Below are 26,166 nucleotides of genomic sequence, written 5' to 3' on the forward strand. Positions count from 1 at the left end.
TAACGAAACTCTATATCGTCATTTATGAGGAATACTGCCTTTAAGCCGATCATTGATCCCAATAGCGATACCTTGTCGTTAGAGTGAAATCGGCAGGCAGGTTTCCAATTATTGCGGCAGTAAGAGGGATGTACAGCGATCAGACTAACTTCCATAATAAAAGAATGAAGAAGAAGCTAGTTGAGAGGGGAGAAGCATTTGTATATTTCATTCAAGCGAGGAATGCATACGCTAATATTAAGCATGTTCATCGTAGTCTCGATTCTGTGGGGGAGCCCGATGACTGCTCATGCAGCAAATCCCAATATCAGCATAGAGAGCGAGATCGGTTATGGCGGAAGCTATAAACATAATAAGTGGACGCCTCTGACAATTACTTTGAAGAGTGATGAGGATATTAGCGGCGAAGTCGTAGTTCAAATGGAGAACCCGAATTTCGGGGGGCGTCAGTCCTATGTGAAGAAGGTTGATTTGCCGGCAGGGACCGCCAAGCAGATCACCTTCGGCATTGTGGGGAATTACTTTGACAAGAATAGCAATTCAATTCGTTTCTATAAGGGCTCAGTTGAATCAGGAAAACATATCGCCTTTAAGTCGGGACAAGCCTACGTCGAATCTCAACCGACGAATGGAGTGTTCATTGGGCAGCTGGCTTCCGATCCAGATAGTCTTAATTTCATGAATTTACTGAATAATCAGAACGATCCACTTCAGGTTTTGCCATTAAGCGGCGAGCAAATACCGGATGAGGGGATCATGCTATCTTCCGTTGACGTTCTATTCCTGAACAATTTTGCCTCCGATACGTTGAAGGAGCAGACGAAGCAGGCTATTTCGGCCTGGGTACATCAGGGTGGAATTCTTGTATTATCCGGCGGGCCGAGTTACCCGAAGACGGCCAAGGGCTTGGAAGCCCTATCGCCCGTTGAATATAAGGGAACAACCGATGCGAGAGCGCTGCCTGAAATGGAGAAGCTGGCTGGCAAGGCGCTGAAGCTGGAGCATGCGATCTCTCTATCAACAGCTCAATTGAAGGATGGAGCGGATAGTCTCGTCAGATATGAGGACGGGCCGTTAGTCGCCTCCTGGTCGCTCGGCAAGGGCAAGGTATTCTATGCAGCCTATGATCTGGCGACTGAGCCAGTTCATAGCTGGTCAGGTCATGCCGACTTCTGGAATAACCTGCTTAAGGGCAAGCTGGCAAGCACGATTAAAGATCGGAACAGATCTTATCCGGATATCGAGAGTTATATGGATAATTACCTGAATTATTTTCCATCCTTGGCTCTACCGCCTTTCTCATTATTCTTCTGGTCGCTGATTGGCTATGCCGTATTAGTAGCTCCTGTACTCTACTATGTACTTAAGAGATTTGATCGGCGTGAATGGGCCTGGTTCCTTATTCCCATCATCGCTATCCTGGTGAGTGGAAGTATCTATGTGACCGGCACTTCGGGGAAAACCTCTCTGCAGGCGCATACCCTGAATATGGTGGAATTAGACGGCAAGGGACAAGGGATGAAAACCACAGGCTCAGCCATATTCGTACCTCGTGGCGGCAATTATGAGTTGGAACTTCCCGGAGAGGTCCATCTGATGAGTAAACGCGAGGATGGTTATATCTCTGGTGGAGGAGAAGAAGGGATTAACAGACAGTTAATTCGTCAGCAAGATGGTGTGACAACGCTCAAGCTGAAGGACATGACCCATCGTTCGATGGCTAAAATATGGATCGCAAAACAGACTGGGGATTATGGCGCACTAGAGATCGAGGTTCATCCTGATCAGAACGGGATTGCCCAGGGCAGTGTAACCAATCGTCTGGATCGGGATCTTAGTGATGCGGCCTTGATTCTGGGAGGAAATGTGTATAGCCTTGGAGAGCTTAAGCAGGATCAAACCGTGCAAATTCCCGCGAAATATGTTCCAAGTGCTTCTAACAACTATTCGACGACTCTATTCCCTTATTCCAGCCGGGATGAGAAGAATAGAGAGCGCGCCATGATTGATGGGCTGTTAGGACAGAGCTTAGGTGAGTCAAACAATATGCTGCTAGCCTGGAGCAAGGATAGTCTTGACGGTTATCAAGTGAATGGGAAAAATCCCGATACGGAACAGCTGAATCTGTGGGTGCAGCCTGTAAAAGTGCAATTCAAGCCTGATCAGACCAACGAGATTATTGTGCCTTATGGTTATATTCCTGCACAAGTCGCGGCGATATCGACTTCGAACTGGGATTTGGAGAACGGTGGTGAAAGGATCCATATGGAACAGGGCGAAGTGCAGTTTGAATTCACTCTGCCGATGGCGGGCCAGATTGATTATTCCTCACTGAAGCTGCAGCAGAATGATCCCGGTCAGCATACCAAGACGATGATATGGAATTTCAAGGAGACGAAGTGGGAGGAGATAAGCTGGAACAAGGGCGAAGTGACAATATCCGACCATCTAGCTGACTATATTCAAAATGGAGCCTTAGTGAGAGTTGCTGTTACGACAGAGGAATGGGGCGGCTTTGATATTCCGAGGATCTCCGTGAAAGGCAAGGTGAGCCCATGATTGAAATTCATAATTTGACGAAGATCTACGGCAGCTTTCATGCACTGGACGAGGTCAATATTCAGATCGATAAAGGGACGGTATTCGGATTCGTAGGCCCTAACGGAGCGGGCAAAACAACGACGATGTCGATTCTGGCAACACTGCTGCTGCCTACATCCGGCACGGCTAAAGTGGGGGGCTATGACGTCGTCCAGCATCCGCATGAGGTTCGCAAAAGAATCGGCTATATGCCGGATTTCTTCGGGGTATATGATCAGTTCAAGACGACGGAGTACTTACATTTCTATGGAGCTAGCTATGGCATCCCCAGGAGTGAGCGGAATAAGCTGATTCCGCAGCTGCTGGAGCTGGTCAATCTGAGCGACAAGATCGACAGCTATGTGGACAGCTTGTCACGCGGGATGAAGCAGCGCCTCTGCCTGGCGCGTTGTCTCGTGCATGATCCCGAGGTGCTGATCCTGGACGAGCCGGCTTCAGGGCTGGACCCGAGGGCACGCATTGAAATGCGGGAAATTCTTAAAGAGTTGAAGCTGATGGGCAAGACGATTATTATTTCGTCGCATATTTTGCCGGAGCTGGCGGAGATGGTGGATGAGATCGGGGTCATTGAACACGGCAGAATGGTCGCTCAAGGGAAGGTCGCAGATATCCAAAACCGTCTAAGGGTGAAAAGAGTTCTCCACATCCGCATGCTCGATCAGACGGAGCGGTTCAGCACCTGGCTTAAGGACGAAGCCTATGTCAGTCAGGTATATAGCGATGCTACTGGCGTGCATATTCATTTCAGCGGCGGGGATCTTGAGCAGGCTGAATTGTTAGCCAGGATGATCTCAGCCGGATTCCAGATCGTCTCCTTCAATGAAGCACAGACGAATCTAGAAGATGTATTCCTGGAGATTACGAAAGGGGGGAGCTACGAATGAATTGGCGAGGTATGCTGATTAACCCTGTGTTGGATAAAGAATTCCGGTTGCGTATGAGAACTCCCCGCTCTGCGGTAGCGCTGCTTGCTTATGTGTTGGTGATGGGCTTCTTGGCCATGGGTATCATCTATGTATTAACGTCCAATGGCATGGGCAGCTCGGGACGTTTTGACCCCACAGTTAGCCGGATGATCTTCTACGTGCTCAGCTTTGCCCAATTAGTGATGATCGCCTTCATGACGCCGGCGCTGACGGCGGGCGTCATCAGCGGAGAGCGGGAGAAGCAGACGCTCGGTATGCTGCTGACGACCCAGCAGAGCTCGGCGACGATTATTCTGAGCAAGCTGGTGTCTTCGCTCAGCTTCATGACCTTGTTGATCGTGGCTACTTTGCCGGTATATAGCATTGTCTTTTTATATGGCGGGGTTTCTCCAAAGCAGCTGTTTGTCTTGTTTCTATTCTATTTGTTCGTGATGCTGATGCTAGGCTCGCTAGGTATATTCTTCTCGACCTTATTCAAACGGACGATGATAGCGGTCATCGTGACCTATGGGGTCGGATTAATGATTTTTCTCGGTACAGGACTGATCTATTTATTCGCGATGGGCATGGCGCAGGCGCGCTATATCCCTTCGTCAGCTCAAGGCCCGGACTACTCTTGGGTCGGCTATATACTCGGACTGAATCCGGGCGGGGCGCTAATCAGTATTTTCGAGCCGTCCTTCTCCAAGTCGGCCTTCCTGTTCAGCGGCGGAAATATGGGGGCAGGTGCGCCGATCGAGCTGTGGCTCGAGTTTATTATCGTCTACAGTGTAGTTATCGTGCTGATGCTATGGCTTGCGATCCGCTATATCCGTCCGGTCAGACGACGCAGGAAGCGTTCGAATCCAGGGGGAGAGCAGCTTGGATAGCATATACCGTCAGCTTGATATTGTCCGTAAACGGTTGAAATGGTTGCAGGCGTGGACAAAGGTGAGGCCCGGATGTTTGGCTGGCCTGGCCGCTGCGATACTCTGCCTGCTCGCAGGTCGTCTGTGGCCGATTGAGTCGCTATGGATTTACGCAGCCAGTGGCTTGCTGCTCGGTCCGTCGCTCGGCTGGCTCTGGGGCTGGCTCAGCCCGGTATCTGATCGGATGACTGCCCGGACGATGGATCAATGGAAGCAGAGCGGGGAAGCCGAGGATTTAATGGTGACCGCTCTGTCCTTCGCTGAATCGGATAGTATGCTGGCGCTGCAACAGCGCTTGCAGGCCGAGGAATACGGTGCAAGATTCATCCAGCAAATCAAGCAGAATCTACCCTTCTCAATTAAGCCAAAATGGTGGCTGATATATGGAGTCGGATGTGCAGTGATCGTTGCGCTTGTCCTGCTGCCGAACGAGATGAATGATGTCATCGACAGACAGAAGCAGGAACGAGCTTGGGTCAAAGCGCAAGTGAAGGAGACAGACGAAAAAATAGAGGAACTGGCCCATCAGCCGCTTGATCCCTTGAATAAGGCGGCTCTGGATCAAGAGCTGCAGAAGCTGCGCCAGGCATTAGCGGAGAGCCGACAAGGAGAGAAGTCGCTGGAAGCGCTGGAGCAGTCGATGAAGACGCTGCAGGAAATGTCGGACAGGCTGAATCTGCAGCAGCAGGAGCGCACAGCATGGCTGGACATGTGGCAGGCGAATCCGTCGACCTCAAGCCTTGCTAAGGCATTGCAGCAAAATCAGGCCGAAGAGGCCAAGCAGGAGCTGGACCAGTTGAAGTCCCGTCTGCCGGAGATGAGTCAGGCAGAGAAGCAAAAGCTCGCTGACCAGCTTCAAGGACTGGCCGAAGCGGCGCCGCAAAAGGATGAGGATGCGAAGCGACTGGCTGAAGCGCTGAGTCAAGTGGCTGCGGCGCTGAATGCCGACGATTCGCAGGAGCTGGAGCAGGCGATGGAGCAATTGAAGCAGTTGGCTGAAGAGAATGCCAACGCCGCTTCGGCTCTTTCGCAGCAGAGCGCGGCAGCCGCGCAGCTGGCTTCGGCCCTGGCCAAGCAGGGAATCGGCCTGGCGCAGGATATGAATGCTGCGGGCATGGCGGTCGCGGATAGCTGGAGTATGGGCGGACTGGCCGAGCAATTGGCTTCAGCAGCCGCAAGTGGTACTGGCGGTGAGGTTGACCCGGATGGATCGAGCGGGAATGGGAATGGCTCGCCCTCGGAGGGGGCTTCCGGCGCTGCCTCTGGCAATACGCCTGACGGTTCCGGGGCGGCTGAGGGTAGCGGCTCTGCCGCAGGCGGTGCGAATGGCGCTGAAGCCGGGGGCGGTAGCGGAAATGGAGCCGGGACCGGAAATGGTGCAGGAGCCGGCGACAGCAGCGGCGGCTCCGGAGCAGGTCTGGGCAGCGGCGGTCGCAGTCTGGTCACTACGCCCCGTGAGTACAAAGGCAGCGGAAATATTCAGAATGATGGCGGCCCGACCTCGGGCGGACAGGTGCAAAAGGGCGGGAATTCGCCTGTGTTTGATGGAGTAAGCCGTCCATATGAGGAAGTGTATAGTGATTATGCCTCAGAAGCCAAGCGCTCGCTGGAGAGAAGTGAACTGCCGCAGAGCATGCAGGGGCTTGTGGAGCGTTATTTCATGGAGATAGATCCGGGCAGGTAGAAGAGGAGAGGGAGGAATAAATAATGCCGGATACGAAGGAACAGGCTCTGGTCTGGAGAGATACGATCTCTGCGGTGCGGGAGCAGATCGGCAAGGTCATTGTCGGTCAGGAGGAGGTTGTCGAGCAGCTGCTCTGGTGTATTTTTGCTGGGGGACATGCTTTGCTGGAAGGGATTCCTGGACTCGGGAAGACCATGCTCGTCCGTACGATTGCAGATACGCTGGATTTATCCTTTTCGCGGATACAGTTCACCCCTGACCTGATGCCGAGTGATATTACGGGGACGAATGTCATCCGCTTCGGCCCGCAGGGGACGAATGAGATGGTGTTCCAGCCGGGGCCGGTGTTCAGCCAGATCGTGCTGGCTGATGAGATCAACCGGGCCACACCGAAGACGCAGAGTGCGATGCTGGAGGCGATGCAGGAGCAGACGGTGACGGTTAGCGGAGAGACCCGGCGCTTGCCGCAGCCATTCTTCGTGCTGGCAACGCAGAACCCGCTGGAGAATGAAGGCACCTATCCTTTGCCGGAGGCCCAGTTAGACCGTTTCATGTTAAAGATTAACGTGAGCTATCCTACACCGGAGGAATTGAAGGAGATCGTGCATCGTACGACATCCGTAGAACAGCCCCATGCGGAGCAGCGGGCGACAGCGGAACAATTGCTGGAGATTCGGCAGGCCTCCAAGGAGATTCTGCTCGCTGATGAGGTGCTGGATTACGGGATTTCTCTATTGATGATGACGCATCCCGAGGAGGCCTCGGCTCCGGAATCGATCCGTAAGTATGTCAGCTACGGCTCGGGGCCGCGCGGAATCCAGTCGATGGTCGCCATCGCCAAGGTAAGAGCGCTTTGTAAGGGACGCTGGCATGTATCGACCGGGGATCTGGCGGCGGTCGCTATTCCGGTGCTGCGCCACCGGCTGTTCCTTAATTTTGAAGGACAGGCGCTGGGGATATCAACCGATCAGCTGATCCAGGACATTGTAGAGCAGCTGGAGAGTTCAAGATGACGGAGCATTTGTTGCCACCGGCGCTATTGCCGAGATTAGAACGACTGTCGATCATGTCGGAGAGAAGAGTGCGTGGGATGGCCCAGGGGAAACGTCGTTCCGGCAGCTTCGGCGCATCGCTGGAATTTGCCGATTATCGGCAGTATTCTCCCGGTGATGATATCCGCCGCTTCGATTGGAGCGTCTACTCGCGGACCGGTCGTCCTTTTGTACGGCAATATTGGGATGAACAAGAGCTGCCTGTCAGCTTGTATATAGATGTATCTGCCTCTATGGATCATCGGGGAGCGGGAGATGCAGCGCCGCGTGAAAAAATTACGGGAGCGCAGTTTTCGGCTGAGGGATCATCGCGCGGAGGAGAGTCCGGTGGCATAGTCTCGTCAGTTCGGGGGACTAGCGGAGATTCCAAGCTCCTCTATTCCAAGCGGCTGGCCGCAGCGGTTGGGTATATGGCCTTGGCTGGTTCTGACCGGGTCCAGGCCTATCTATATCATTCCAAAGTGGAGGCCTGGCTTCCGCCGCTACGCGGTAAGCCAGCTGCGGTGAAGTTATTTTCTTTCATTCAGGCGGCGAAGGCCGGAGCGACTGGAAGTATGGCCGGTGCCTTGAGCAGTGCGCAGTTCATACCGCGGCAGCCGGGAATGACCTGGATTTTCTCGGATCTATGGCTGGAGGGCGGCGTGGAAGAGCTGGAGCAAGGTCTGTCACGGCTGCAAGCGGCGAGGCAGGAGGTTGTACTCGTCCATGTGCTGTCTGAGGATGAGCTTAATCCCCGACTAAGCGGAGACCTGCGGCTGGTTGACATTGAGCTTGGAACAGGCAAAGAAGTCGCAATTACCGGCAAGGTGCTGGATCGATATAAAAAGGCGCTGGAGCGCTATTTAGGGGATATTTCCCGACTTTGCAGCGAACGTGGGGTCCGCTATGTACTGGCTCCATGCCATCGGTCCCTGGAGAGGGGGATGATCGAAGTTCTGCGCAAGACAGGGGCTATCGGCAGTTAAAGGAGGGGAGAGACATGGGGATAGGGCTGTGGTCCGGGCTATGGTTCGGTCTGGCGATTCCGATCATTCTATTGATGTATCTGTTTAAGCGAAAATACATAGATACGACGGTATCCAGCCATCTGCTATGGAATCATGTTCTCCGCAACATCGAGGCGAACCGGCCCTGGCAGAAGCTACAGAACCGTCTGCTGCTATGGCTGCAGCTGCTCGTAGCTGCTCTGCTCGTCTTCGCTCTGATGGCGCCATATATTTGGGTTCAAGGCGGCAGCAAGCATACCGTGGTCATCGTCGATGCCTCGGCCAGCATGAGCATGATCTTGAATGAACAGACGGATGGTCCGCAGGGAGTCCAGAACGGGATGGAGTCTGACCAACAGGCGACAGCAGGATTCGGCTTGGAGCAGCGGAGTAGCCAGAATTCTGGTCAGACGGGAACGGTGAGTGCGATGGATCAGCTGAAGGAGGAATTGAGTGAATTCACGGCTTCCCTGAACAGGAAGAGCGAGCTGACGCTGCTCAAATTGGGCAGTAAGCCGCAGGTGATTTTATCGCGGGAGACGAACCGGGGCAAGTGGAAACAGGCGATCTCGGAACTGACTCCCGATTTCGGGGTATCCGCATATCGTGAGACCTTGTCGCTCGCAGCGGCGATGACGAAGGAGGATGCTGAAGCACGGCTGGTTATTTTTACCGATGGGCGTTGGCTGGAGCGGTCTGATGATATTCCATTGGATGTGCCCGTGAATGTAGTAATGATCGGTGATGCAGCGCCCGGCAATGCTTCCATCGAACAATTCGGGGTGAAGAGTAACCCGGCGGCCGAGACGGTAGAAGGAGTCTCTGTAGTTCGTAATTATGGTGGTCACGCTTTGGAGGCTGAATTAAATCTGTACGGGGATGAGCGTCTGTTAGCTTCGCAGCAAGCGGTAGTTGGGGCAGAGGAATCGCTAACGGTAAGCTTTGCGGATCTGCCTGCGGCTGAGGTTTACCGGCTCTCGCTGAGTCCAGGAGACAGCTATGCGCTGGATAATGAGGCCTTTGCTTTTTCCGGGCAGCATCGCGCTCCTCAAGTGCTGTTGTTCTCGCGCGGCAATCTGTTTCTGGAGAAGGCATTACAGCTCGCTGGAGCGAGTGTGACCCGAATGAATCCTGACGATGGGGGCGAGACTGGGGCTTCTGAAGTGCCCAAGCTTCCGGAACGAACCCCGGATATCATGGTCGTGGATGGCCAAGCGCCTGATTATTTGCAGCAAAGCCCGTGGTCCGAGCTAATATCTCGCACTCCGTTATGGACGATCGGCGGGAAGGAGGACAAGGTTCAGCCACCTAATGGGGAACTGAAGATCGAGAATCATCCGGTGACCCGTTATTTTACGATCAAGGATTCGCCGACGGCTACGCTGTCTAAATCGCCGCTGCCCGCTTGGGGAAAGTCAATTATGGAAATAGGCGGTCTGCCGGCGATTTATGCAGGTAATGAAGCAGGGGTGGCACGGCTGGGATTTCTGTTCGCGCTTGAGGACAGTGATCTGCCGCTTCGCCCTGAATTTCCGATTTTGGTGAATAATGCGGTAGAGTGGCTGCAATCGGGGCGCGCGGCGGGCCTAGGCAGAGCTATGGTCGAAGCGAAGGTGTCGATTCCGGTTGCGGCGGAGGCGCAGCAGGGAGTCTGGACAGCCATCGGGGGATATGCGGCGACAAATGGAGTTACTGATATTCCTGCCGAGATGAAGGACGGCCTTGTGCTGGCGGAGCAGACCGCCCCGGCGGTGCCCGGGTTATGGCGGTTTCAGCTGCGTGATGTAAATGGTACCGAGCTGGCAAGCTATTATTTGCAGACGACGGCGAGTCCGCTGGAGTCGGCTGTGCAAGCGGCCTGGCCGTTGCAATTAACGGCGGGGGATAAGTCGGAGCCATCCGCAGCTGGCGCTGATGATGGAACGGCGGGTAGCCCTGGCTCGGTAACGGATGCAGATACTCGGACGGAACGCGGACAGGGTGATTTTTCGGACAGGTATCCGCTTGCCTATTTGCTGGCGTTGCTTGCTTTTCTGGTTATTTTTGCGGAATGGGGGGTGTATCAACGTGGGCGTTCAATTTGAGCATCCCTGGTTCTTGCTTCTTATGATAGCCGTGGTGGCGTTCGCGGTGTATGCCTTGCGCAGTGATTTCAGATTGAGCGGCGGGCGCAGAAGATGGGCGATCGGCTTAAGGATGACGGTGGTTATTCTGCTCGTGCTGGTGATGTCTGGATTCCACACCTTCAGGATGGTGTATGACAAGGAGTTGGTCTTCGTCGTCGATCGTTCGGCAAGTATGCCAGAGGACGGTCAGACGCTGAGCTGGATGAATGCGGCGGCCGAGGGCAAGAGCCCGCGGGATAGGCTCGCTATGGTTTCAACTGGACTTGATGCGGTGGTTGAGAAGAGTCTGGATTCGGGCTGGTCAGCAAATACAAGCTCGAAGACGGCGGTGAATTCGCAGTATACGAATTTAGAGCAGGGTCTGCAGCTGGCTGGTAGCTTATTCAGTGGGCGTGGCGGCCAGAGTAACGGACGGATCGTGTTGATTTCAGACGGGGAAGAAAATGTGGGGGATATGCGGTTCGCTGCCAATTTGCTGAAGGAATGGGGAATCGTGCTCGATGTGCTGCCGAGTGAGCGACAGGCGGTCCGGGATGCAGCGATCCATTCTTTTCAGATGCCGGACAAGCTGTATCAGGCCGAGTCGTTCACTTTCGAGGTCGTGGTGCAGAGCACTTTTGCCGGAGAAGGCGAGCTGAGGCTATATGAAGATAATGAGGAGATCGGCCGCACGAAGCTGACGCTGGAACGCGGGGAGAATCGGGTGGCGCTGCAGGGCTTGGCGCGACAGACCGGGATGCATCGCTATCGGGCCGAAATCTTCGTCTCTGGCGATGAGCAGGCGGCGAATAATACGTCCTATGCTTTTACAAGGGTAACCGGTAGTCCCCATGTGCTGATCGTGGAAGGTCAAGCGAATACTAGCGTCAATTTGGTCAATGCGTTTAAGTCCAGTCTGATCGATCATGAGGTGATTGCTCCGGGGCTGCTGCCGTTGGAGCTGGCCAAGTACGCGGGATATGACAGTATCGTGTTCAATAATGTGTCCGGTGAACAGGTCGGCGGCAAGCAGATGGAGCTGATTGAGCAAGCGGTACGCTCGTATGGAATCGGCTTCGTCATGATCGGCGGTGAGGAGAGCTACGGAATGGGCGGCTATTTCAAGACGCCGATCGAGAAGCTGCTGCCGGTATCGATGGAGCTGGAGGGCAAACGGGAGATTCCCTCCCTCGGCCTGATTCTGGTGATCGACCGTTCGGGAAGCATGGATGGCGATAAGCTGAAGCTGGCCAAAGAGTCGGCGATGCGGACGGTTGAACTGCTCCGGGCGAAGGATACGGTGGGCGTTGTCGCCTTCGATGATCGTCCATGGTGGGTTGTAGAGCCACAGGTGCTGAAGGATAAAGAGCATGTACTATCGCAGATCAACGGTATTCCTAGTGCGGGGGGAACGGATATTTATCCTGCGGTCGCGGATGCGACGGCGAAGATGCTCGAGGTGGAAGCGCAGCGCAAGCATATTATTCTGTTAACGGATGGGCAATCCGCGGGGAATTCTGGCTATAATGATCTGCTGAAGACGATGTTGGATGAGAAAATAACGATGTCCACCGTGGCGGTCGGCGAGGGGGCGGATGTGAATTTGCTGCAAATGCTGGCGGATGGGGCCAAGGGTCGCTATTATTACGTGCAGGATGCGACGACACTGCCGACGATTTTTAGTCGCGAGGCGGCGATGGTGGCGAGGACGTATATTGTGAACAAGCCTTTTGTTCCTGCGCTTGTGCAGCCTGGTGACTGGCAGTCCTTATTCTCTGGAGGCCTGCCGCAGATTAATGGCTATGTGGCGACTACAGCGAAGACGACTGCACAGACGGTTCTGACCAGTCCCGAATCCGATCCTTTGCTGGCGCGTTGGCAATATGGTTCAGGCCGTTCGGTCGCCTGGACTAGTGATATGACCGGGAAGTGGTCTAAGGACTGGGTCGGCTGGTCTCATTTTGCGGAGGTGTTCACGGAGATGGTGAAGTGGACGCTGCCACAGTTCACCGCTTCGGATTATGCGGTGAATACGTCCGTCGAGGGCAATCGGGTGCAGTTCGAGGTCCGGGCGGAAGGCGAGGCGACGACGCTACCTGAGAAGCTGGAAGCGGTCGTTAGCTCAGAGACGGCTGATGAGCAGCGGGTGACGCTCGTCCAGTCGTCGCCGGGAATCTACACCGGGGCGATGGAGGTTCGCGATCCGGGGACTTTTCTGGTGCAGCTGCAAGGCGGTGTGGATGGTGAGCGGCAGAGCTATGGCGCAGGAAGCGGCTTCGTCGTTCCTTATTCGCCGGAGTATCTGCTTACCTCCGGGAATGGGCAGGAGAAGCTGAGCGCGCTAGCCGAGCTGTCCGGAGGACGGGTGCTGAGCTGGGATCAGCCGGAGCAGGCACTTCGCTACAGCGCGGCGGGCTATGCCGAGCCGCGCGATTGGGAGCGGCCGCTGCTGATCGCGGCGCTCCTGCTATGGCTGGCCGACATCGCCGTGCGGCGGATGTCGCTGCCCTGGGGTCGCATCGCGGAGCATCTGCGGCCGTGGCGTCGCCGCGCCGGAGCGCGCGCGGCGGCACCGTCCGGCGTCCCGCCTGGGGCGGACGCCGGGCTGGCCCGGCTGGCGGCGCGTAAGTCGCGCGCAGCCGCCTTTTATGGCGCCAGCGGGGGATGCGCTGGGCCGACTGCTTGGCGCCAAGCGGCGCGGCCAGCGCTAGAGCAGAGCAGCGGCGGACATTTGTCCCGCCGCTGCCGCTGTTTCTGGCCCCAAAACAGGGCCATCCAACTCTAACGAAACACCATATCGTTATTTTCGCTAAAATGAGGGGAATTAGATTCTAACGAAACACCATATCGCTATTTTCATGAAATCGGGTTTAAGCCAGTAATTTGCCTCAATAGCGATATCCAGTTTCGTTAGATTTGTAATTCGCCTTTTTTGACGCTAATAGCGTTACCCAGTTTCGTTACAAAATTAGGGCTAGCACGTTTCCATCTTCTACAGAGCATCCATTCATCAACAACCCGTTGAAGTGGTTATTTTGCGGAATCGGAATTACACTACCCAGTTTCGTCACAACTTTCGGTGACCCTTCTTAGCGCGGTTCGTGTTACTACGTATCACCAGACTTCTCTGCTGGATAGGTTGGGGGTTACTCCAACACTTGCAAGAACGCCGTAATTCCGCAATATTTCCTCCTAGTAACTAGAGCCTTTTTCTCTGGTCGACCGACCGCCGTCATGCAGCGAAGCACCGTACATTGGGAGATACTATGAAGCGCGAACAGATCTATCAGTTGATGGATTGGTGGCGTATCCCTGAGCAAGTCCCCACTGGATAAGTTACTTACTGATAGTTACAGAAATACACTTATTCCCGGGAGAGTTGCTATAAAATCAGAGAATAACTGCGCACATGCAACTATTTCCTTAGTTAAGCTCAAATCGAAAGGAAATCCACCTGAATAGTTGCAGAAATGCACTTGTATCTCATATTCGGGGAATTGTGGGGTTATATAGTTGCATACTAGCACTTATAATCTATCCATCGTCATACGTACCATACATAGCCTCTATTAGAGTATAATTATTTTCAAATCTCGCTGGTGATATAGCTTCAAATTCAGCTAGGTGCATCAGCTTGCCAAATGAACGATTCGGACGAAGGGGTTCCAAGTTCCACAATGTAGGCGCTAATTGCATAAAGTACATCTATACGGTCACAAATCAGCTCTAGCCTTACTTTAATTGCAAAAAGTACAGTTAAAAAGGTGTTTTTCTTGAGTCCGGCGAAAAGGGTGATTTTAAGTGTATAAAATGCTGCTAAAAGTTGATCTACCTCATCACCCGCCAAAATAAGTGTAGAATGTGCAATTAACTGCACCAACAATGATCCGTTTAAACCGGAGGGCGCACTCGCCCCGCGCCTTCATCCTATTTCCACGATATCGGGGGTCCGGATCGGGGGCGAATTGAGAGCGAATTAGGTTCGGAATGGTCGGATTTGGGGGGCGGATTGAGTTCGGATTGAGTTCGGATCGAGATATGGATTGGAATCCAGATTGGAGTCTGGATCCGAGCTCGGTCAAGGGTCCGGTCAGAGTCCGATCGGTGTCCCGATGGAGTCCAGTCAAAGTCCAGGTGCTCGGTCAAGGGTCCAGTCGCTGTCCCGATGGAGTCCAGTCAAAGTCCAGGTGCTCGGTCAAGGGTCCAGTCGCTGTCCCGATGGAGTCCAGTCAAAGTCCAGGTGCTCGGTCAAGGGGCCAGTCGCTGTCCCGATTAGGGGCCAGATTAAAGCCCCGTCAGAGTCCGGTGAAGCCTCTTTGCAAATTGCGTAATTCCTTGGGCGGGGAATGGAAATAATGGTATGGAAAAGGTAGGCTTGAGGTGATATAATGAATAAAGTCAAAATGATTTTTTCAAAATGAATGTTTTGTGAAAAGAAGGTCATGTTCAACTGCATAAGTTGTATCTCTTCATTCATAAGGAGGAAATAAAATGCCAGTGTCAGACAATAACAACACGATTGAAAATCTGTCGATTACGACGATTCGTACGCTTGCGATCGACGCGATCGAGAAAGCGAAATCCGGTCATCCAGGGATGCCGATGGGCTCCGCGCCGATGGGGTATCAATTATTCGCCAAGACGATGAATCATAACCCGGAGAATCCGACTTGGGTGAACCGCGACCGCTTCGTGCTGTCCGCAGGCCATGGCTCGATGCTGCTCTACAGCTTGCTGCACCTGAGCGGATATGATCTCTCTCTAGAGGATCTTAAGCAATTCCGTCAATGGGGCAGCAAAACCCCAGGTCATCCGGAATGGGGACATACCGCCGGGGTTGACGCGACTACAGGTCCATTGGGGCAAGGGCTCTCGATGGCTGTCGGCATGGCAATGGCTGAGACTCAATTAGCTGCGACATATAACAAAGATGATTTCAAAGTCATCGATCACTATACTTATGGCATCTGCGGCGATGGCGATCTAATGGAAGGCGTAGCGAGCGAAGCGGCTTCTCTGGCTGGGCATTTGAAGCTGGGCAAGCTGATCTTCCTGTATGACTCCAATGATATTTCGCTGGATGGCAAGCTGAACCTCAGCTTCTCCGAGAATGTACGACAACGTTTCGACGCTTATGGCTGGCAGACACTGCTCGTTAAGGACGGTAATGATCTGGACGCGCTTGCGGCAGCGATTGAAGAAGCCAAGGCTGACACAGAGCGTCCTACTCTGATTGAAGTGAAGACAGTCATCGGCTATGGCAGCCCGAACAAGCAAGGCAAGGGCGGACATGGCGGTACGCACGGCTCGCCGCTCGGCGCTGAAGAAGCCAAGCTGACCAAGGAATTTTACAAATGGGTATATGAAGAAGACTTCTATGTTCCTGAAGAGGTACGTGAGCATTTCGCTGAAGTGAAGAAGCAGGGGAGTGCTGCTAATCAAGCATGGGATGCAGCTTTTGCGAAATATAAAGCGCAATACCCTGAGCTGGCAGCACAATTTGAGACGGCTGTGGCTGGTGACATGCCTAAGGACTGGGACGCTGATCTTCCTAAATACAGCGCTGAGGACAAGGCAATCTCGACTCGTGTCGCTTCCGGTAAGGCCTTGAATGGTCTCGCAGGCCGTGTGCCGCAGCTGCTGGGCGGTTCCGCTGACCTCGAGAGCTCGACGATGACTCACCTGGACGGACTTGAAATGTATACCCCGGACACTCGCGCCGGACGTAATGTTTACTTCGGGGTACGCGAGTTCGGTATGGCCGCAGCGATGAATGGCGTTATGCTGCATAGCGGCTTGAAGATATACGGCGGTACGTTCTTCGTATTTACCGATTATCTGCGTCCTGCTGTACGTCTGGCAGCCTTGATGAAGCTGCCGGTCACTTATGTATTGACTCACGACAGTATCGCTGTCGGCGAAGATGGCCCAACGCATGAACCGATCGAGCAATTGGCTTCCCTGCGCATCATTCCTGGCCTGACTGTCATTCGTCCTGCCGATGGCAATGAGACCTCTGCTGCATGGGCGTATGCGGTTGAGAACAAGGAAAATCCGGTAGCGCTCGTCCTGACCCGTCAGAACCTGCCTATTCTGGAGAAGTCGGCAGAGCTTGCCCGTGAAGGGATCAAGCGCGGTGGTTATGTAGTATCCGATGCGAAGGATGGCAAGCCGGTAGCACAGATCATCGCCACAGGCTCTGAAGTACAGCTTGCGGTTAAGGCTCAGGCGGCTCTTGCTGAAGAAGGCATTCAAGTTCGTGTCGTCAGCTTGCCAAGCTGGGATCTGTTCGATAAACAGGATCAAGCTTATAAGGACTCCGTCATTCTGCCGGAGGTGAAGGCTCGCGTTGCTGTTGAGATGGCACATCCGTTCGGCTGGGAACGCTATGTCGGCGAGAAAGGCTCGATCATCGGCATCACTACCTTCGGGGCTTCTGCACCTGGCGACAAGGTCGTGGCCGAGTATGGCTTCACGGTTGAGAATGTAGTTAAGCATGTTAAGGAACAATTGAAATAAAAATTACAGCGTGTTGCTTGGAAACACTTTGAGGGGAGCGGGAAGTATGATGCAGGAGTGGAGAAATGTAACAGTTGAGAAGGCGGCTAACATTTACTTTGACGGCCAGGTAACGAGCCGTACAGTATGGCTTCAGGATGGCAGCAAAATTACACTCGGGATCATGCTTCCCGGAGAATATGAGTTCAGTACGGATTCGCTCGAAGTGATCGACGTTATTTCCGGGGAGATGGAGTTCCTTCTCTCCGGAGAGACCCTCTGGCGGGAAATTAGCGGCCGGGGGACGTTTTCCGTTCCTGCTCATTCCTCGTTCAAGGTGAGAATTCATAGCGTAACCGATTATTGCTGCTCTTTTGGTTCAGCAGCCTGTGTGAACAAATAAATGAAAGGCAGGAACAGCTGTGTATGCTGAACCTGCCTTTTTGACAATGTGATGGGTTACGAGTCCATTATAGGGTTTCAGATGGGCTTAGGCTTAGGACTGCTTATCGCCGATCTTCTGCCCAATCCATGCTTCATATATTTTCACAACGGAGGATAGATCCTCGTCGCCATAGCCTTCAGTCTGACCGGCCTGGAACAGGCTCTTGGCCAGATTCAGCATCGGTGCGGGGATGGCTGAAGCGTCCGTCAGAGACGAAGCCAGCTTCAGATCCTTCAGCATAAGCGCAAGCGAGAACTGGTTCGTGAAATCATGCTCGATGATTTTGTGGCCCTTAAGCTCGGCGGCTTTGCTGCCTGCTGAGCCAAGCTGTACCAGTTCGAGGAAGCTGTCCACAGGCAGGCCGGATTTGGCCGCGATGGCAAAGCCCTCGACAAGCGCCAGGTTGTTGATGCCTACGATAGTATTGTGAGCGATCTTGGCAACGGCGCCGCTGCCGCTAGGTCCCATGTATAGAAGCTTTTTGCCCATGACATCGAAGATGTCGCGGCACTGGTCTACCGTATCGGCATGGCCACCCACCATGAAGACGAGTGTGCCGTCGATGGCGGCTGGCGAGCTTCCGGTTACAGGAGCGTCGAGGAAATCGCCTTCCCGTTCCTGTACCTTCGCCGCTGTGTGCTTCACGAGTGCTGGGGAGATCGTACTGCAGTCGATGACGATCGAGCCGGATTTAAGGCCGGCGAGCACGCCGTCCGTTCCTTCATATACAGCTTCTATCGATTTGTCATCGCTAACCATGGTAATGACTATATCGGTAGCTGCGGCTGCTTCCTTAGGGGATGAAGCTAACGCTGCGCCTTGCTCGACAAGGGGGGCGCACTTGGAGGCTGTGCGGTTGTAGACAGTGACTTCATAGCCTGCTTTAAGCAGATTTGCTGCCATCGGGGCACCCATGGTGCCAAGACCGATAAATCCTATTTTTTTCATGATTGTCCACCTCTTTTGAAGTATCTGCAAACATATTTACATTTTACCATGATGCTAGGAATACTGCATATTGTGCCCTTGTGTTCATGGAATTTTTACAGTATCCTAAGTTTAAGATTGTTGAACATATCTTTTAAGAGGGATAATGGCATACCTTTATCTCTAGTGGATAGGCTGTGCGATAATATAAATACAGATGGAGGTTTGTTTCAGATGAGTAAAAAAGTTACATTTGATTACAGCAACGCTCTGGAATTCGTAGGACAGCATGAGATTGATTATTTTGCTGAACCGATCCGTCTTGCCCATGAGCAGCTACATAAAGGTACCGGTGCAGGCTCCGACTATCTCGGCTGGATTGACCTGCCTACCGAATATGATAAAGAGGAATTTGCCCGCATTAAGAAAGCGGCGGCCAAAATTCAAAGCGATTCCGAAGTCCTGATCGTTATCGGGATCGGCGGCTCTTACCTCGGCGCACGCGCGGCGATCGAATCATTGTCGCATTCCTTCTACAACCTGCTGCCTAAGGATAAACGCAAAACTCCGGAAATCTATTTCGCAGGTAACAATATCAGCTCCACTTATGTCAGCCACCTGCTTGAACTGATCGATGGCAAGGACTTCTCCGTGAATGTCATCTCCAAATCCGGTACGACTACAGAACCAGCGATTGCCTTCCGTATTTTCCGCGCAGCACTGGAGAAGAAATATGGCAAGGAAGAAGCACGTAAACGCATCTATGCAACGACTGACCGTGAGAAGGGCGCTCTCAAGGACCTCTCTAACGAAGAGGGCTATGAATCCTTCGTGATTCCGGATGATGTAGGCGGACGTTACTCCGTGCTTACGCCAGTTGGTTTGCTCCCGATCGCCGTTGCCGGCATCGACATCGACGCGATGATGCAAGGTGCAGCTGACGCAGCTAAGGAATACAGCAATCCGAATGTCGCTGAGAATGAGAGCTATCAATATGCAGCAGTGCGTAACGCCTTGTACCGTAAAGGTAAAGTTACGGAAATCCTCGTGAACTACGAGCCATCCCTGCACTATGTATCCGAATGGTGGAAGCAGCTCTACGGCGAGAGCGAAGGCAAAGACTATAAGGGCATCTTCCCAGCAGCGGTCGATTTCTCTACTGATCTGCACTCGATGGGACAATTCATTCAAGAGGGTAACCGCAACATCTTTGAGACCGTCATCCAAGTGACTGAAGTAGCTAAGCATATTGCGATCGAATCCGATCCGGATGATCTGGATGGACTGAACTTCCTGGCCGGCAAGACGATGGATTTCGTGAACAAGAAGGCCTTCCAAGGCACACTGCTAGCGCATACCGATGGTCAGGTTCCTAACCTGGTAGTCAATGTACCTGATATGACACCATATTCATTCGGATATCTTGTATATTTCTTTGAAAAGGCTTGTGGCATCAGCGGCTACTTGTCGGGCGTAAATCCGTTCGACCAACCGGGCGTTGAAGCGTACAAGAAGAATATGTTCGCGCTGCTTGGCAAGCCGGGCTATGAGAAAGAAAAAGCAGCTCTGGAAGCAAGACTGTCCGAATAAAAGGACGACTGGCTTCGACGACTAGAGGATAAAACGCCAGAAAGCAGTTCTACGGGAAACCGGATGGGCTGCTTTTTGGCACATTCATAAGGATGAGGATATTAATGTTGGAACGGTACAGAACAGTAAGGCAGGCCGGTGATAAGGAGATCGTGATCCGGAAATCGCGGTTCATTGGTCATATCAGGCCGGTTGAGACGGAAGAGGAAGCGATAGCTTTTGTAGAAGAGATTAAGAAGAAGCACTGGAACGCGACCCATAATTGCTCCGCTTACATGATCGGCGAGCGGGATGAAATCCAGAAGCAATCGGATGACGGGGAGCCGAGTGGGACCGCAGGCAAACCGATTTTGGAAGTGATTAAGAATCAGAATCTGAAAAATGTGGCGATTGTCGTCACGCGGTATTTCGGCGGTATTCTGTTAGGTGCAGGCGGCTTGATCCGCGCTTATACGGATGGCGCAGTAGCGGCGATCGAAGCGGGTGAGGCGATTACCCAGGTGCTACATCAGGAGGTTCTGGTGGAGCTGGATTATACCTGGCTCGGCAAGGCGGAGAATGAGCTTCATAACCGTGGAGTGCGTATGGGCCAGACTGAGTTTACGGACAAAGTCACTTTACACTGTTTGCCGCTTGCAAGTGAGGCGGAGCAGTTCATGAATTGGATGACTGATATGACACAAGGACAGGCGGCGATGACGTTAGGCAATAAGGTTTATTATATCGAAGGGGAATAATGCCTATGGCAAGAAGAGCAGTAGAGCAGGAATTATCAAGGGAAAGAATCATGGATGCCGCGAGACACTTATTTATTACCAAAGGATATCGGGGCATTTCCATGCGGAGTATCGGCCAGCATTTAGGCTACAGCCACGGCTCACTCTATTATCACTTCAAGGAAAAGGCTGAGCTATTCTATGCGATCGTCATGCAAGACTTCAATCATTTGACAGTGCTCTGTGAACAGGTGACCCGAAGACCGATGATGGACGGATTGACCAAGACCGAGGAATTGATGCTTGAGTTCATTAAGTTCGGTCTCGACCATCCCCATCAATATGAGATTATGTTCATGCTGCGGGATGAAGAGATATTGTCATATTGCCGGGCTGAGCAAGCCAAATGCTTCGACAAGTTCAAGACGATTGCATTACGCTTCCTGAAGGAGGAGCAGCATCCGCTGCAGCAGAATCCCTCCTTTCCGCTTACTATGTTTTTGGGGGTACATGGGTTTATATCATATTACATCCAGGACCGTCTTACCTTTGATGAGATTATGCCCGCTGCGGTAGGCCATGTGAGAATGTTAAGCCAGAGCAGTTACCGAATGACGTCTTGAGGCGTTTTTGTTTTCCACTTGGACTTTATCCATTTACACTATCATCGCTGTGCTTCTGTATTACATTAATTTAATAGGGTAATGATGCGATTTGCTAAATTTCAAAATATAGAAGGCCTGGAGTTCCCGATAAGGAATCAGGCCTTTTATGTTCTTAAACTTAAGGGAACTTCGCCGCTAAAAAGTTAAGGACCGCTTGGCTGAACTCAATATCTTCGGCAGGGTTCTCCGAGTATTGCTCATAACAGACGAAGTGTTCATCCCCTTCACGGACGAAGGTTGTCACGTCGATATTATGCTTCTTGGCTTTGCTCAGCAGCTTCTCGAACTGTTCATAGGGGATCTGTGAGTCCCCTGTTGAATGCATCATCAGGATCGGACGCTCACCCAGCTTGACGATGCTCTTCTCGGCAGAATACTTCAGAGTATTGAAGCCGAAGTGAAATCCGAGATAAGCATTGAGAAATGGAGTATCCATCACGCTGATCGCTTTCGGCATCCCGTTCATCTCCATATTGTAAATGAAGACATCTGACCAGGAGGAAAAGGCGGAGATCGAGATCACCGCGCTTACTTCCGGCAATTCCCCTGCGGCGGTGATCACTGTACTTCCTCCCATCGATGTGCCGAGTGCGACAATGGGCAGGTCTTTGACTTCTTGGTCTGCACGAAGGAATTCAACTCCGGCCTTGACATCCCGCCATTCGGTCAAACCGAGGCCGATTTCTTCCCCTTCACTTTCGCCCCGGGCTCGCATTTCAATCAGTAGAGAGTCCCAGCCATGGTCGGCAAACATTTTGGCATATCCAAAGAAGGCAGTAACCGAAGGGTTCTGTATCCCGGATAAAATAATAATAGTTCCCTTGGAAGTTTCCGTTTCGGCGCGGGTACGCCATGCTGCGAGGGATAGAGAATCATCTGTGACCAATGTGATCCGCTCTGATGAAATGCCATAGTCCGAGGAATTGAACTGCTGTTGCTCATAATGCTGTCCCAGGAACATCGGCATGATCGCATAGGGGATAAAGATAAGTAATCCGATAAAAAGTACAACCAATACAGTGGCGATAATGATTATAATTTTCTTCGCCCTGGACTTTCGGGGCTTGCTTGGCTTTTGGAGAACCACACTCTCGTTCATTGCTCAGGCTCCTTTATATCAGAGAATTCTAGCAGACACTAACACAACTACTATTATGTAAGTTTGGCCATGGTAGCTCGAGTAACTGGAATAGCTCGAAAACTGCAAAAATGCAGGTTTTTGAAAAGCACCGTAGCTCTAACGAAACACCATATCGTTATTTCCGTGTAATCAGCACTCATCCAAATCTAACGAAACACCATATCGTTATTTTGGTGAAAATCGGCCATTTCGCCCCTAATCTGCATGAATAGCGATACCCTGTTTCGTCAGATTTTGAAATCACTCCTTTTGGCGCAAATAGCGATACCTGGTTTCGTTACAATTTAGGCCCGTCTTAGGCTTGTTTGATATGGGGCCAATGTACTATTTTCAAGATTATACCACAAGGTGGAAGCTGCCCCACTATATTCTTTATCACAGCTTGCTGACCCGGCGCGGTTAAGTATGGCTATAGCGATTCTTAGACCAGCCTGGCTATGGACTAGGAATATCATATCTTTCGACCTGGAAGGACCAGGGAATATTTCGATTGACGGCGGTGTGGTGGTTTGATAAAGTGTTGTATAAGCAAAACCAAGTAATTACATATGAAATTATGGAATGTTATCTATACATAAACTGGCGGTCTTACTCGATCATCGGCTGTCAGCTCTAATGAAAGGATGGTGGCCTCTTCCGATGCATATTGAAGTACGAAATCTGGATAAGCATTTTGGCAATTTCCATGCGGTGAAGGACGTGAGCTTTGAGATAGAAAAGGGGCGGCTGATCGGGCTGCTTGGACCGAGCGGCGGGGGGAAGACTTCGATTCTCCGTATGCTGGCTGGGCTGGAGCAGCCGGATTCAGGAGAGATCCTGTTCCATGGGGAGCGTGTGAATGAGCTTGCGCCGCAGGAGCGCGGCATCGGCTTCGTATTCCAGAGCTATGCGCTGTTCAAGCATATGACCGTGTTCGACAATATCGCCTTTGGACTTCAGGTGAAGAAGGTGCCGAAGCAGACGATTAAAGAGCGGGTTATGGAGCTGGTTGAGCTGACCGGGTTAAAAGGCTTTGAGAGACGTTACCCGCATCAGCTATCGGGTGGTCAGCGGCAGCGAGTCGCCTTCGCCCGGGCGCTTGCGCCGGAGCCACAGCTGCTGCTGCTCGATGAGCCCTTCGCTGCGATCGATGCGAAGATCCGTCAGGAGCTTCGGGCCTGGCTGCGCGAGCTGATTGAGCGCGTCGGCATCACCTCGATCTTCGTCACCCATGATCAGGATGAAGCGATCGAGGTGGCGGATGAGATTATGATCATTAGCGAGGGCCGGATGGAGCAGAAGGGTTCGCCTTGGGATATTTATCGCGAGCCAAGCACGCCGTTCGTTGCCTCCTTTATCGGGCAATCTACGTTGGTCGATGATCCATCCGAGCTGCGCGGTTTCGAAGCCGAGGTGGCAGCTTCGCAGGCGAAGGCGCTGATTCGTCCGGAATATATCGAGATCGGCAGCGAACGGGATTTCAGCCTGCTGTCTGCAACGGCTGCTGGTGTGGTGAAGCATGTGCATTTCCGGGGCAGCGAATGGCTGGTTGAAGTAGAAGTGGGAGGTAATGTGCTGACCACCTTCCGTTCGTTGGAGAAGGAGACATTGCAGATCGGACAGGAAATTCGCGTACTTATACACCGCGTCTATCTATATAATGAAGAGCGCAGCTGGATCGTGGAAAATCCGTTGAAGCGCGACCCGATGAGCGCTATCATCTAGATGAGGTGATGCGAATACTACTTCTTATGGGGACTTCGGGATGGAAGTAAGCAAAGGACCTGGCTATTACGCCAGGTCCTTTGCTGTATGGGTGGGATAATGCTATATAACAGATCACACTCTGGAACGGATCTCCTGACGCATGAACAGATAGTAGGAGATGCCGAAGCAGACCATCGTCTCGGCGATCATGCCGGTGAGCTGGGGCCATACGAGGATCAGACTCTGTCCGAGGGACAGAGGGCTGGAGATAGCTCCGACGAGCTGGTCCATCGTGAGTGGCCCAAGCGAGCGAACCCCTGGCGAGAGCATCGTCGTGATGGTCTCGGTGAACAGATAAGTAGGAGACAAGCGGTTCAGCGTCAGGATCAGATTCATCTGAGAAATCTGCGCCGAGACATCCGCTGTCTGCGAAACTGCTGTAACGCTGTCGATCAGTCCGGTAATCATGCTATAGAAAATAGCGAAGAACAGCCATACGGCCATCGACGATAACGCCGAGGTCGCTGCTTGCCGGAAGCGGATCGAGAACAGGATCGACAGATTCAGCCAGAAGCCGATGTAGACGACGGCGATCACCAGGAACAGGAGTACCCGCAGGAATTCTTCCGGGGTTGGCGGATAACCGATGACGAACAGGCCAAGCCCCATGATGAGAAAGCCGAGCGAGAATACGACGACGGCGATCAGGAACAGGGACGAGATGAATTTGGCGATAATGAAGTCATCCCGGTAGATCGGCTGAGATAGCAAACGTCCCAGCGTGCCTTTGTTGCGCTCCGAATTGACCGCATCGAAGCCGAGTGCGATCCCGATGAGCGGCCCGAGCCAGGCCAGAAAGCTGGAGAACGGCGGAATAGCTAGCGATGGGCTGGTGAGCGTGAACATCTGCAAGAACAAGAAGGTATCTCCTGAAGACGGGCTACTGGCGGAACCGCTGCGGATGGCCGTTACAGCCGAGAATATGGAGCCGATACAGGCCAGAACAATGATGCCGATCAGAATGCCGAATCTCCAGCTGCGGATATGATCGCCGATCTCTTTATGAACCATTACCCAGAAAGGGGATGCCCCCTGTCCACGTTCATCCTCGGCTTGGTCACTGTAGCTGCGCTGTCTCGGCGGAAGTCCGAGCTTCGCTTCCACTCGGTCTATGAACGGTCTGATTCGAGGCCAGATCGAACGATCGCCGGATTTTGCGGTAGTATCTGTCATCGCGCTCCCTTCCTTTCAAAATAACGGTGATAAATATCATCAAGTCCATAATCCTTGCGCCGCAGATAGACCAGATTAGCATGGCTGCGGATGATGGTCTCGGCGATTTGCGAAGTGAGGTCCCGGTCGCAGACGATCGTTGCCAGATCGTATTCTTCATTCCCTTTATCGTCCGGATTTCTGTAGATATCCAATACTCCTTCAATTTGGGCGATGCTGGCCTGGAGTGCCTCTGTCCATACGGCGGTTCCTACTTCGATATTGATCGAGCCTTCATCATTCAATTGATTGGACAAGCTCTGTATATCCCCGCAAGCGATCAGCTTCCCCTGAACGAACAGGCCGACCCGGTCGCAAATTTGCTGCACCTGATGCAGATGGTGAGAGGACAGCAGCACGGTTAGGCCTTGATCGCGGCTTAGCGAGGAGATCAGCTGCAGCAGCTCGCGCACGCCTTCTGGGTCAATTCCTAGCGTCGGCTCATCGAGGATAATGACCTCCGGGTTCTTGATCAGCACATCGGCCAAGCCGAGCCGCTGCCGCATCCCGCGCGAGAATGCGCCCACCTTCTTGTGCATATGCTCAACAATTCCTGTCTTCTCCAGGAGGATTTCGGCGCGGGACTTGGCTTCGTCTATGGATATGCCATTCAGCCGGGCTGTATAGATCAAATTATCGAGCGCGGTCCGGTCTTCGTAGAAGCCGATATCATCCGGCAGATAGCCGACCCGTCGCTTCACCTTCAGTGCATTTCGAGCCGGATCAAATCCGCATATCCGCGCCTGCCCGGAGCTGGGCTCTGTCAGCCCGAGCATCATAAGGATGGTCGTCGTTTTTCCCGCCCCATTCGGGCCAAGCAGGCCGAAGATTTCTCCTCTATGAATATTCAGATTCAGCTGGTGAACCGCTGTGTAATCACCATAGCTCTTCGTCAAATCAACGAGCTGAACCGCCGGCTGATCCTGCGCAGCATGGATTGAAGTAACTACTGAAGTTCCCATAT

The 26,166-nt window shown here is 52.7% G+C and carries 19 protein-coding genes; 14 read left to right on the top strand and 5 right to left on the bottom strand.

All coding sequences use genetic code 11. The annotated features are described in order from the left end of the window. The first annotated feature begins 198 nt into the window (after nucleotides 1-198). Genes BFJ94_RS00405 through BFJ94_RS00440 form a run of 8 tightly spaced genes read left to right on the top strand, consistent with a single transcriptional unit; the run spans nucleotide 199 to nucleotide 13,047 of the window. Nucleotides 199-2,559 (top strand): DUF8725 domain-containing protein, encoded by a 2,361-nt coding sequence (locus BFJ94_RS00405; protein ID WP_120460148.1) that lies wholly within the window; start codon nucleotides 199-201, stop codon nucleotides 2,557-2,559. After that, nucleotides 2,556-3,485 (top strand): ABC transporter ATP-binding protein, encoded by a 930-nt coding sequence (locus tag BFJ94_RS00410; protein ID WP_120460150.1) that lies wholly within the window; start codon nucleotides 2,556-2,558, stop codon nucleotides 3,483-3,485. The genes BFJ94_RS00405 and BFJ94_RS00410 overlap by 4 nt, the downstream gene beginning before the upstream one ends. Next, nucleotides 3,482-4,396: an ABC transporter permease gene (locus BFJ94_RS00415; RefSeq protein ID WP_120460152.1), complete on the top strand. Its 915-nt coding sequence runs from the start codon at nucleotides 3,482-3,484 to the stop codon at nucleotides 4,394-4,396. Before BFJ94_RS00410 ends, BFJ94_RS00415 begins: the two co-directional genes overlap by 4 nt. Next, on the top strand, nucleotides 4,389-6,119 hold the full coding sequence (locus BFJ94_RS00420; protein WP_120460154.1) for a DUF8809 domain-containing protein: 1,731 nt from the start codon (nucleotides 4,389-4,391) through the stop codon (nucleotides 6,117-6,119). The genes BFJ94_RS00415 and BFJ94_RS00420 overlap by 8 nt, the downstream gene beginning before the upstream one ends. Nucleotides 6,120-6,142: 23 nt before the next feature. Continuing rightward, entirely contained in the window at nucleotides 6,143-7,132 is a 990-nt protein-coding gene (locus tag BFJ94_RS00425; protein WP_120460156.1) for an AAA family ATPase, read from the top strand. After that, on the top strand, nucleotides 7,129-8,136 hold the full coding sequence (locus tag BFJ94_RS00430; protein ID WP_120460158.1) for a DUF58 domain-containing protein: 1,008 nt from the start codon (nucleotides 7,129-7,131) through the stop codon (nucleotides 8,134-8,136). Before BFJ94_RS00425 ends, BFJ94_RS00430 begins: the two co-directional genes overlap by 4 nt. Before the next feature lie 14 nt (nucleotides 8,137-8,150). After that, the gene (locus tag BFJ94_RS00435) at nucleotides 8,151-10,241 is read left to right on the top strand and encodes a BatA domain-containing protein (protein ID WP_162944091.1); all 2,091 of its coding nucleotides are present in this window, start codon (nucleotides 8,151-8,153) and stop codon (nucleotides 10,239-10,241) included. Next, nucleotides 10,225-13,047 carry a VWA domain-containing protein gene (locus BFJ94_RS00440; RefSeq protein WP_120460162.1) on the top strand — a complete coding sequence of 941 codons (2,823 nt, stop codon included), beginning with the start codon at nucleotides 10,225-10,227 and terminating at the stop codon, nucleotides 13,045-13,047. Before BFJ94_RS00435 ends, BFJ94_RS00440 begins: the two co-directional genes overlap by 17 nt. A gap of 831 nt (nucleotides 13,048-13,878) precedes the next feature. On the opposite strand, the gene BFJ94_RS00445 is transcribed toward BFJ94_RS00440, so the two are convergent. Then, complete coding sequence (locus BFJ94_RS00445; protein ID WP_162944093.1) at nucleotides 13,879-14,139, bottom strand: hypothetical protein; 261 nt, start codon at nucleotides 14,137-14,139, stop codon at nucleotides 13,879-13,881. 614 nt (nucleotides 14,140-14,753) lie between these two features. Between BFJ94_RS00445 and tkt the strand changes: the two genes are divergently transcribed. Together tkt and ppnP are read left to right on the top strand one after the other, a co-directional pair. Further along, a complete protein-coding gene (gene tkt, locus BFJ94_RS00455; RefSeq protein ID WP_120460168.1) occupies nucleotides 14,754-16,781 on the top strand; it encodes a transketolase in 2,028 nt (675 codons plus the stop codon). A gap of 49 nt (nucleotides 16,782-16,830) precedes the next feature. Further along, entirely contained in the window at nucleotides 16,831-17,163 is a 333-nt protein-coding gene (ppnP, locus tag BFJ94_RS00460; RefSeq protein WP_120465025.1) for a pyrimidine/purine nucleoside phosphorylase, read from the top strand. A gap of 93 nt (nucleotides 17,164-17,256) precedes the next feature. On the opposite strand, the gene BFJ94_RS00465 is transcribed toward ppnP, so the two are convergent. Beyond that, the gene (locus BFJ94_RS00465; protein WP_120460170.1) at nucleotides 17,257-18,153 is read right to left on the bottom strand and encodes an NAD(P)-dependent oxidoreductase; all 897 of its coding nucleotides are present in this window, start codon (nucleotides 18,151-18,153) and stop codon (nucleotides 17,257-17,259) included. 213 nt (nucleotides 18,154-18,366) lie between these two features. Here BFJ94_RS00465 and BFJ94_RS00470 point away from each other — a divergent pair, with 213 nt between their 5' ends. From BFJ94_RS00470 to BFJ94_RS00480, 3 genes are all read left to right on the top strand, one after another. Next, nucleotides 18,367-19,722: a glucose-6-phosphate isomerase gene (locus BFJ94_RS00470; protein WP_120460172.1), complete on the top strand. Its 1,356-nt coding sequence runs from the start codon at nucleotides 18,367-18,369 to the stop codon at nucleotides 19,720-19,722. Nucleotides 19,723-19,826: 104 nt separating this feature from the next. Further along, on the top strand, nucleotides 19,827-20,459 hold the full coding sequence (locus BFJ94_RS00475; protein ID WP_120460174.1) for a YigZ family protein: 633 nt from the start codon (nucleotides 19,827-19,829) through the stop codon (nucleotides 20,457-20,459). A 5-nt stretch (nucleotides 20,460-20,464) separates the two neighbouring features. Next, a complete protein-coding gene (locus BFJ94_RS00480; protein ID WP_120460176.1) occupies nucleotides 20,465-21,061 on the top strand; it encodes a TetR/AcrR family transcriptional regulator in 597 nt (198 codons plus the stop codon). A gap of 160 nt (nucleotides 21,062-21,221) precedes the next feature. On the opposite strand, the gene BFJ94_RS00485 is transcribed toward BFJ94_RS00480, so the two are convergent. Further along, the gene (locus BFJ94_RS00485) at nucleotides 21,222-22,202 is read right to left on the bottom strand and encodes an alpha/beta hydrolase (RefSeq protein ID WP_120460178.1); all 981 of its coding nucleotides are present in this window, start codon (nucleotides 22,200-22,202) and stop codon (nucleotides 21,222-21,224) included. 681 nt (nucleotides 22,203-22,883) lie between these two features. Between BFJ94_RS00485 and BFJ94_RS00490 the strand changes: the two genes are divergently transcribed. After that, nucleotides 22,884-23,948 (top strand): sulfate/molybdate ABC transporter ATP-binding protein, encoded by a 1,065-nt coding sequence (locus BFJ94_RS00490; RefSeq protein ID WP_120460180.1) that lies wholly within the window; start codon nucleotides 22,884-22,886, stop codon nucleotides 23,946-23,948. Nucleotides 23,949-24,062: 114 nt separating this feature from the next. On the opposite strand, the gene BFJ94_RS00495 is transcribed toward BFJ94_RS00490, so the two are convergent. Both BFJ94_RS00495 and BFJ94_RS00500 read right to left on the bottom strand, forming a co-directional pair. Beyond that, nucleotides 24,063-25,163 (bottom strand): ABC transporter permease, encoded by a 1,101-nt coding sequence (locus tag BFJ94_RS00495; RefSeq protein WP_120460182.1) that lies wholly within the window; start codon nucleotides 25,161-25,163, stop codon nucleotides 24,063-24,065. Beyond that, a complete protein-coding gene (locus tag BFJ94_RS00500; protein WP_120460184.1) occupies nucleotides 25,160-26,164 on the bottom strand; it encodes an ABC transporter ATP-binding protein in 1,005 nt (334 codons plus the stop codon). Before BFJ94_RS00500 ends, BFJ94_RS00495 begins: the two co-directional genes overlap by 4 nt. Between the last annotated feature and the right edge of the window lie 2 nt (nucleotides 26,165-26,166).

Origin of the sequence: Paenibacillus aceti (genome assembly GCF_003614185.1) — a bacterium.
Classification (GTDB): Bacteria; Bacillota; Bacilli; order Paenibacillales; family Paenibacillaceae; genus Fontibacillus; species Fontibacillus aceti.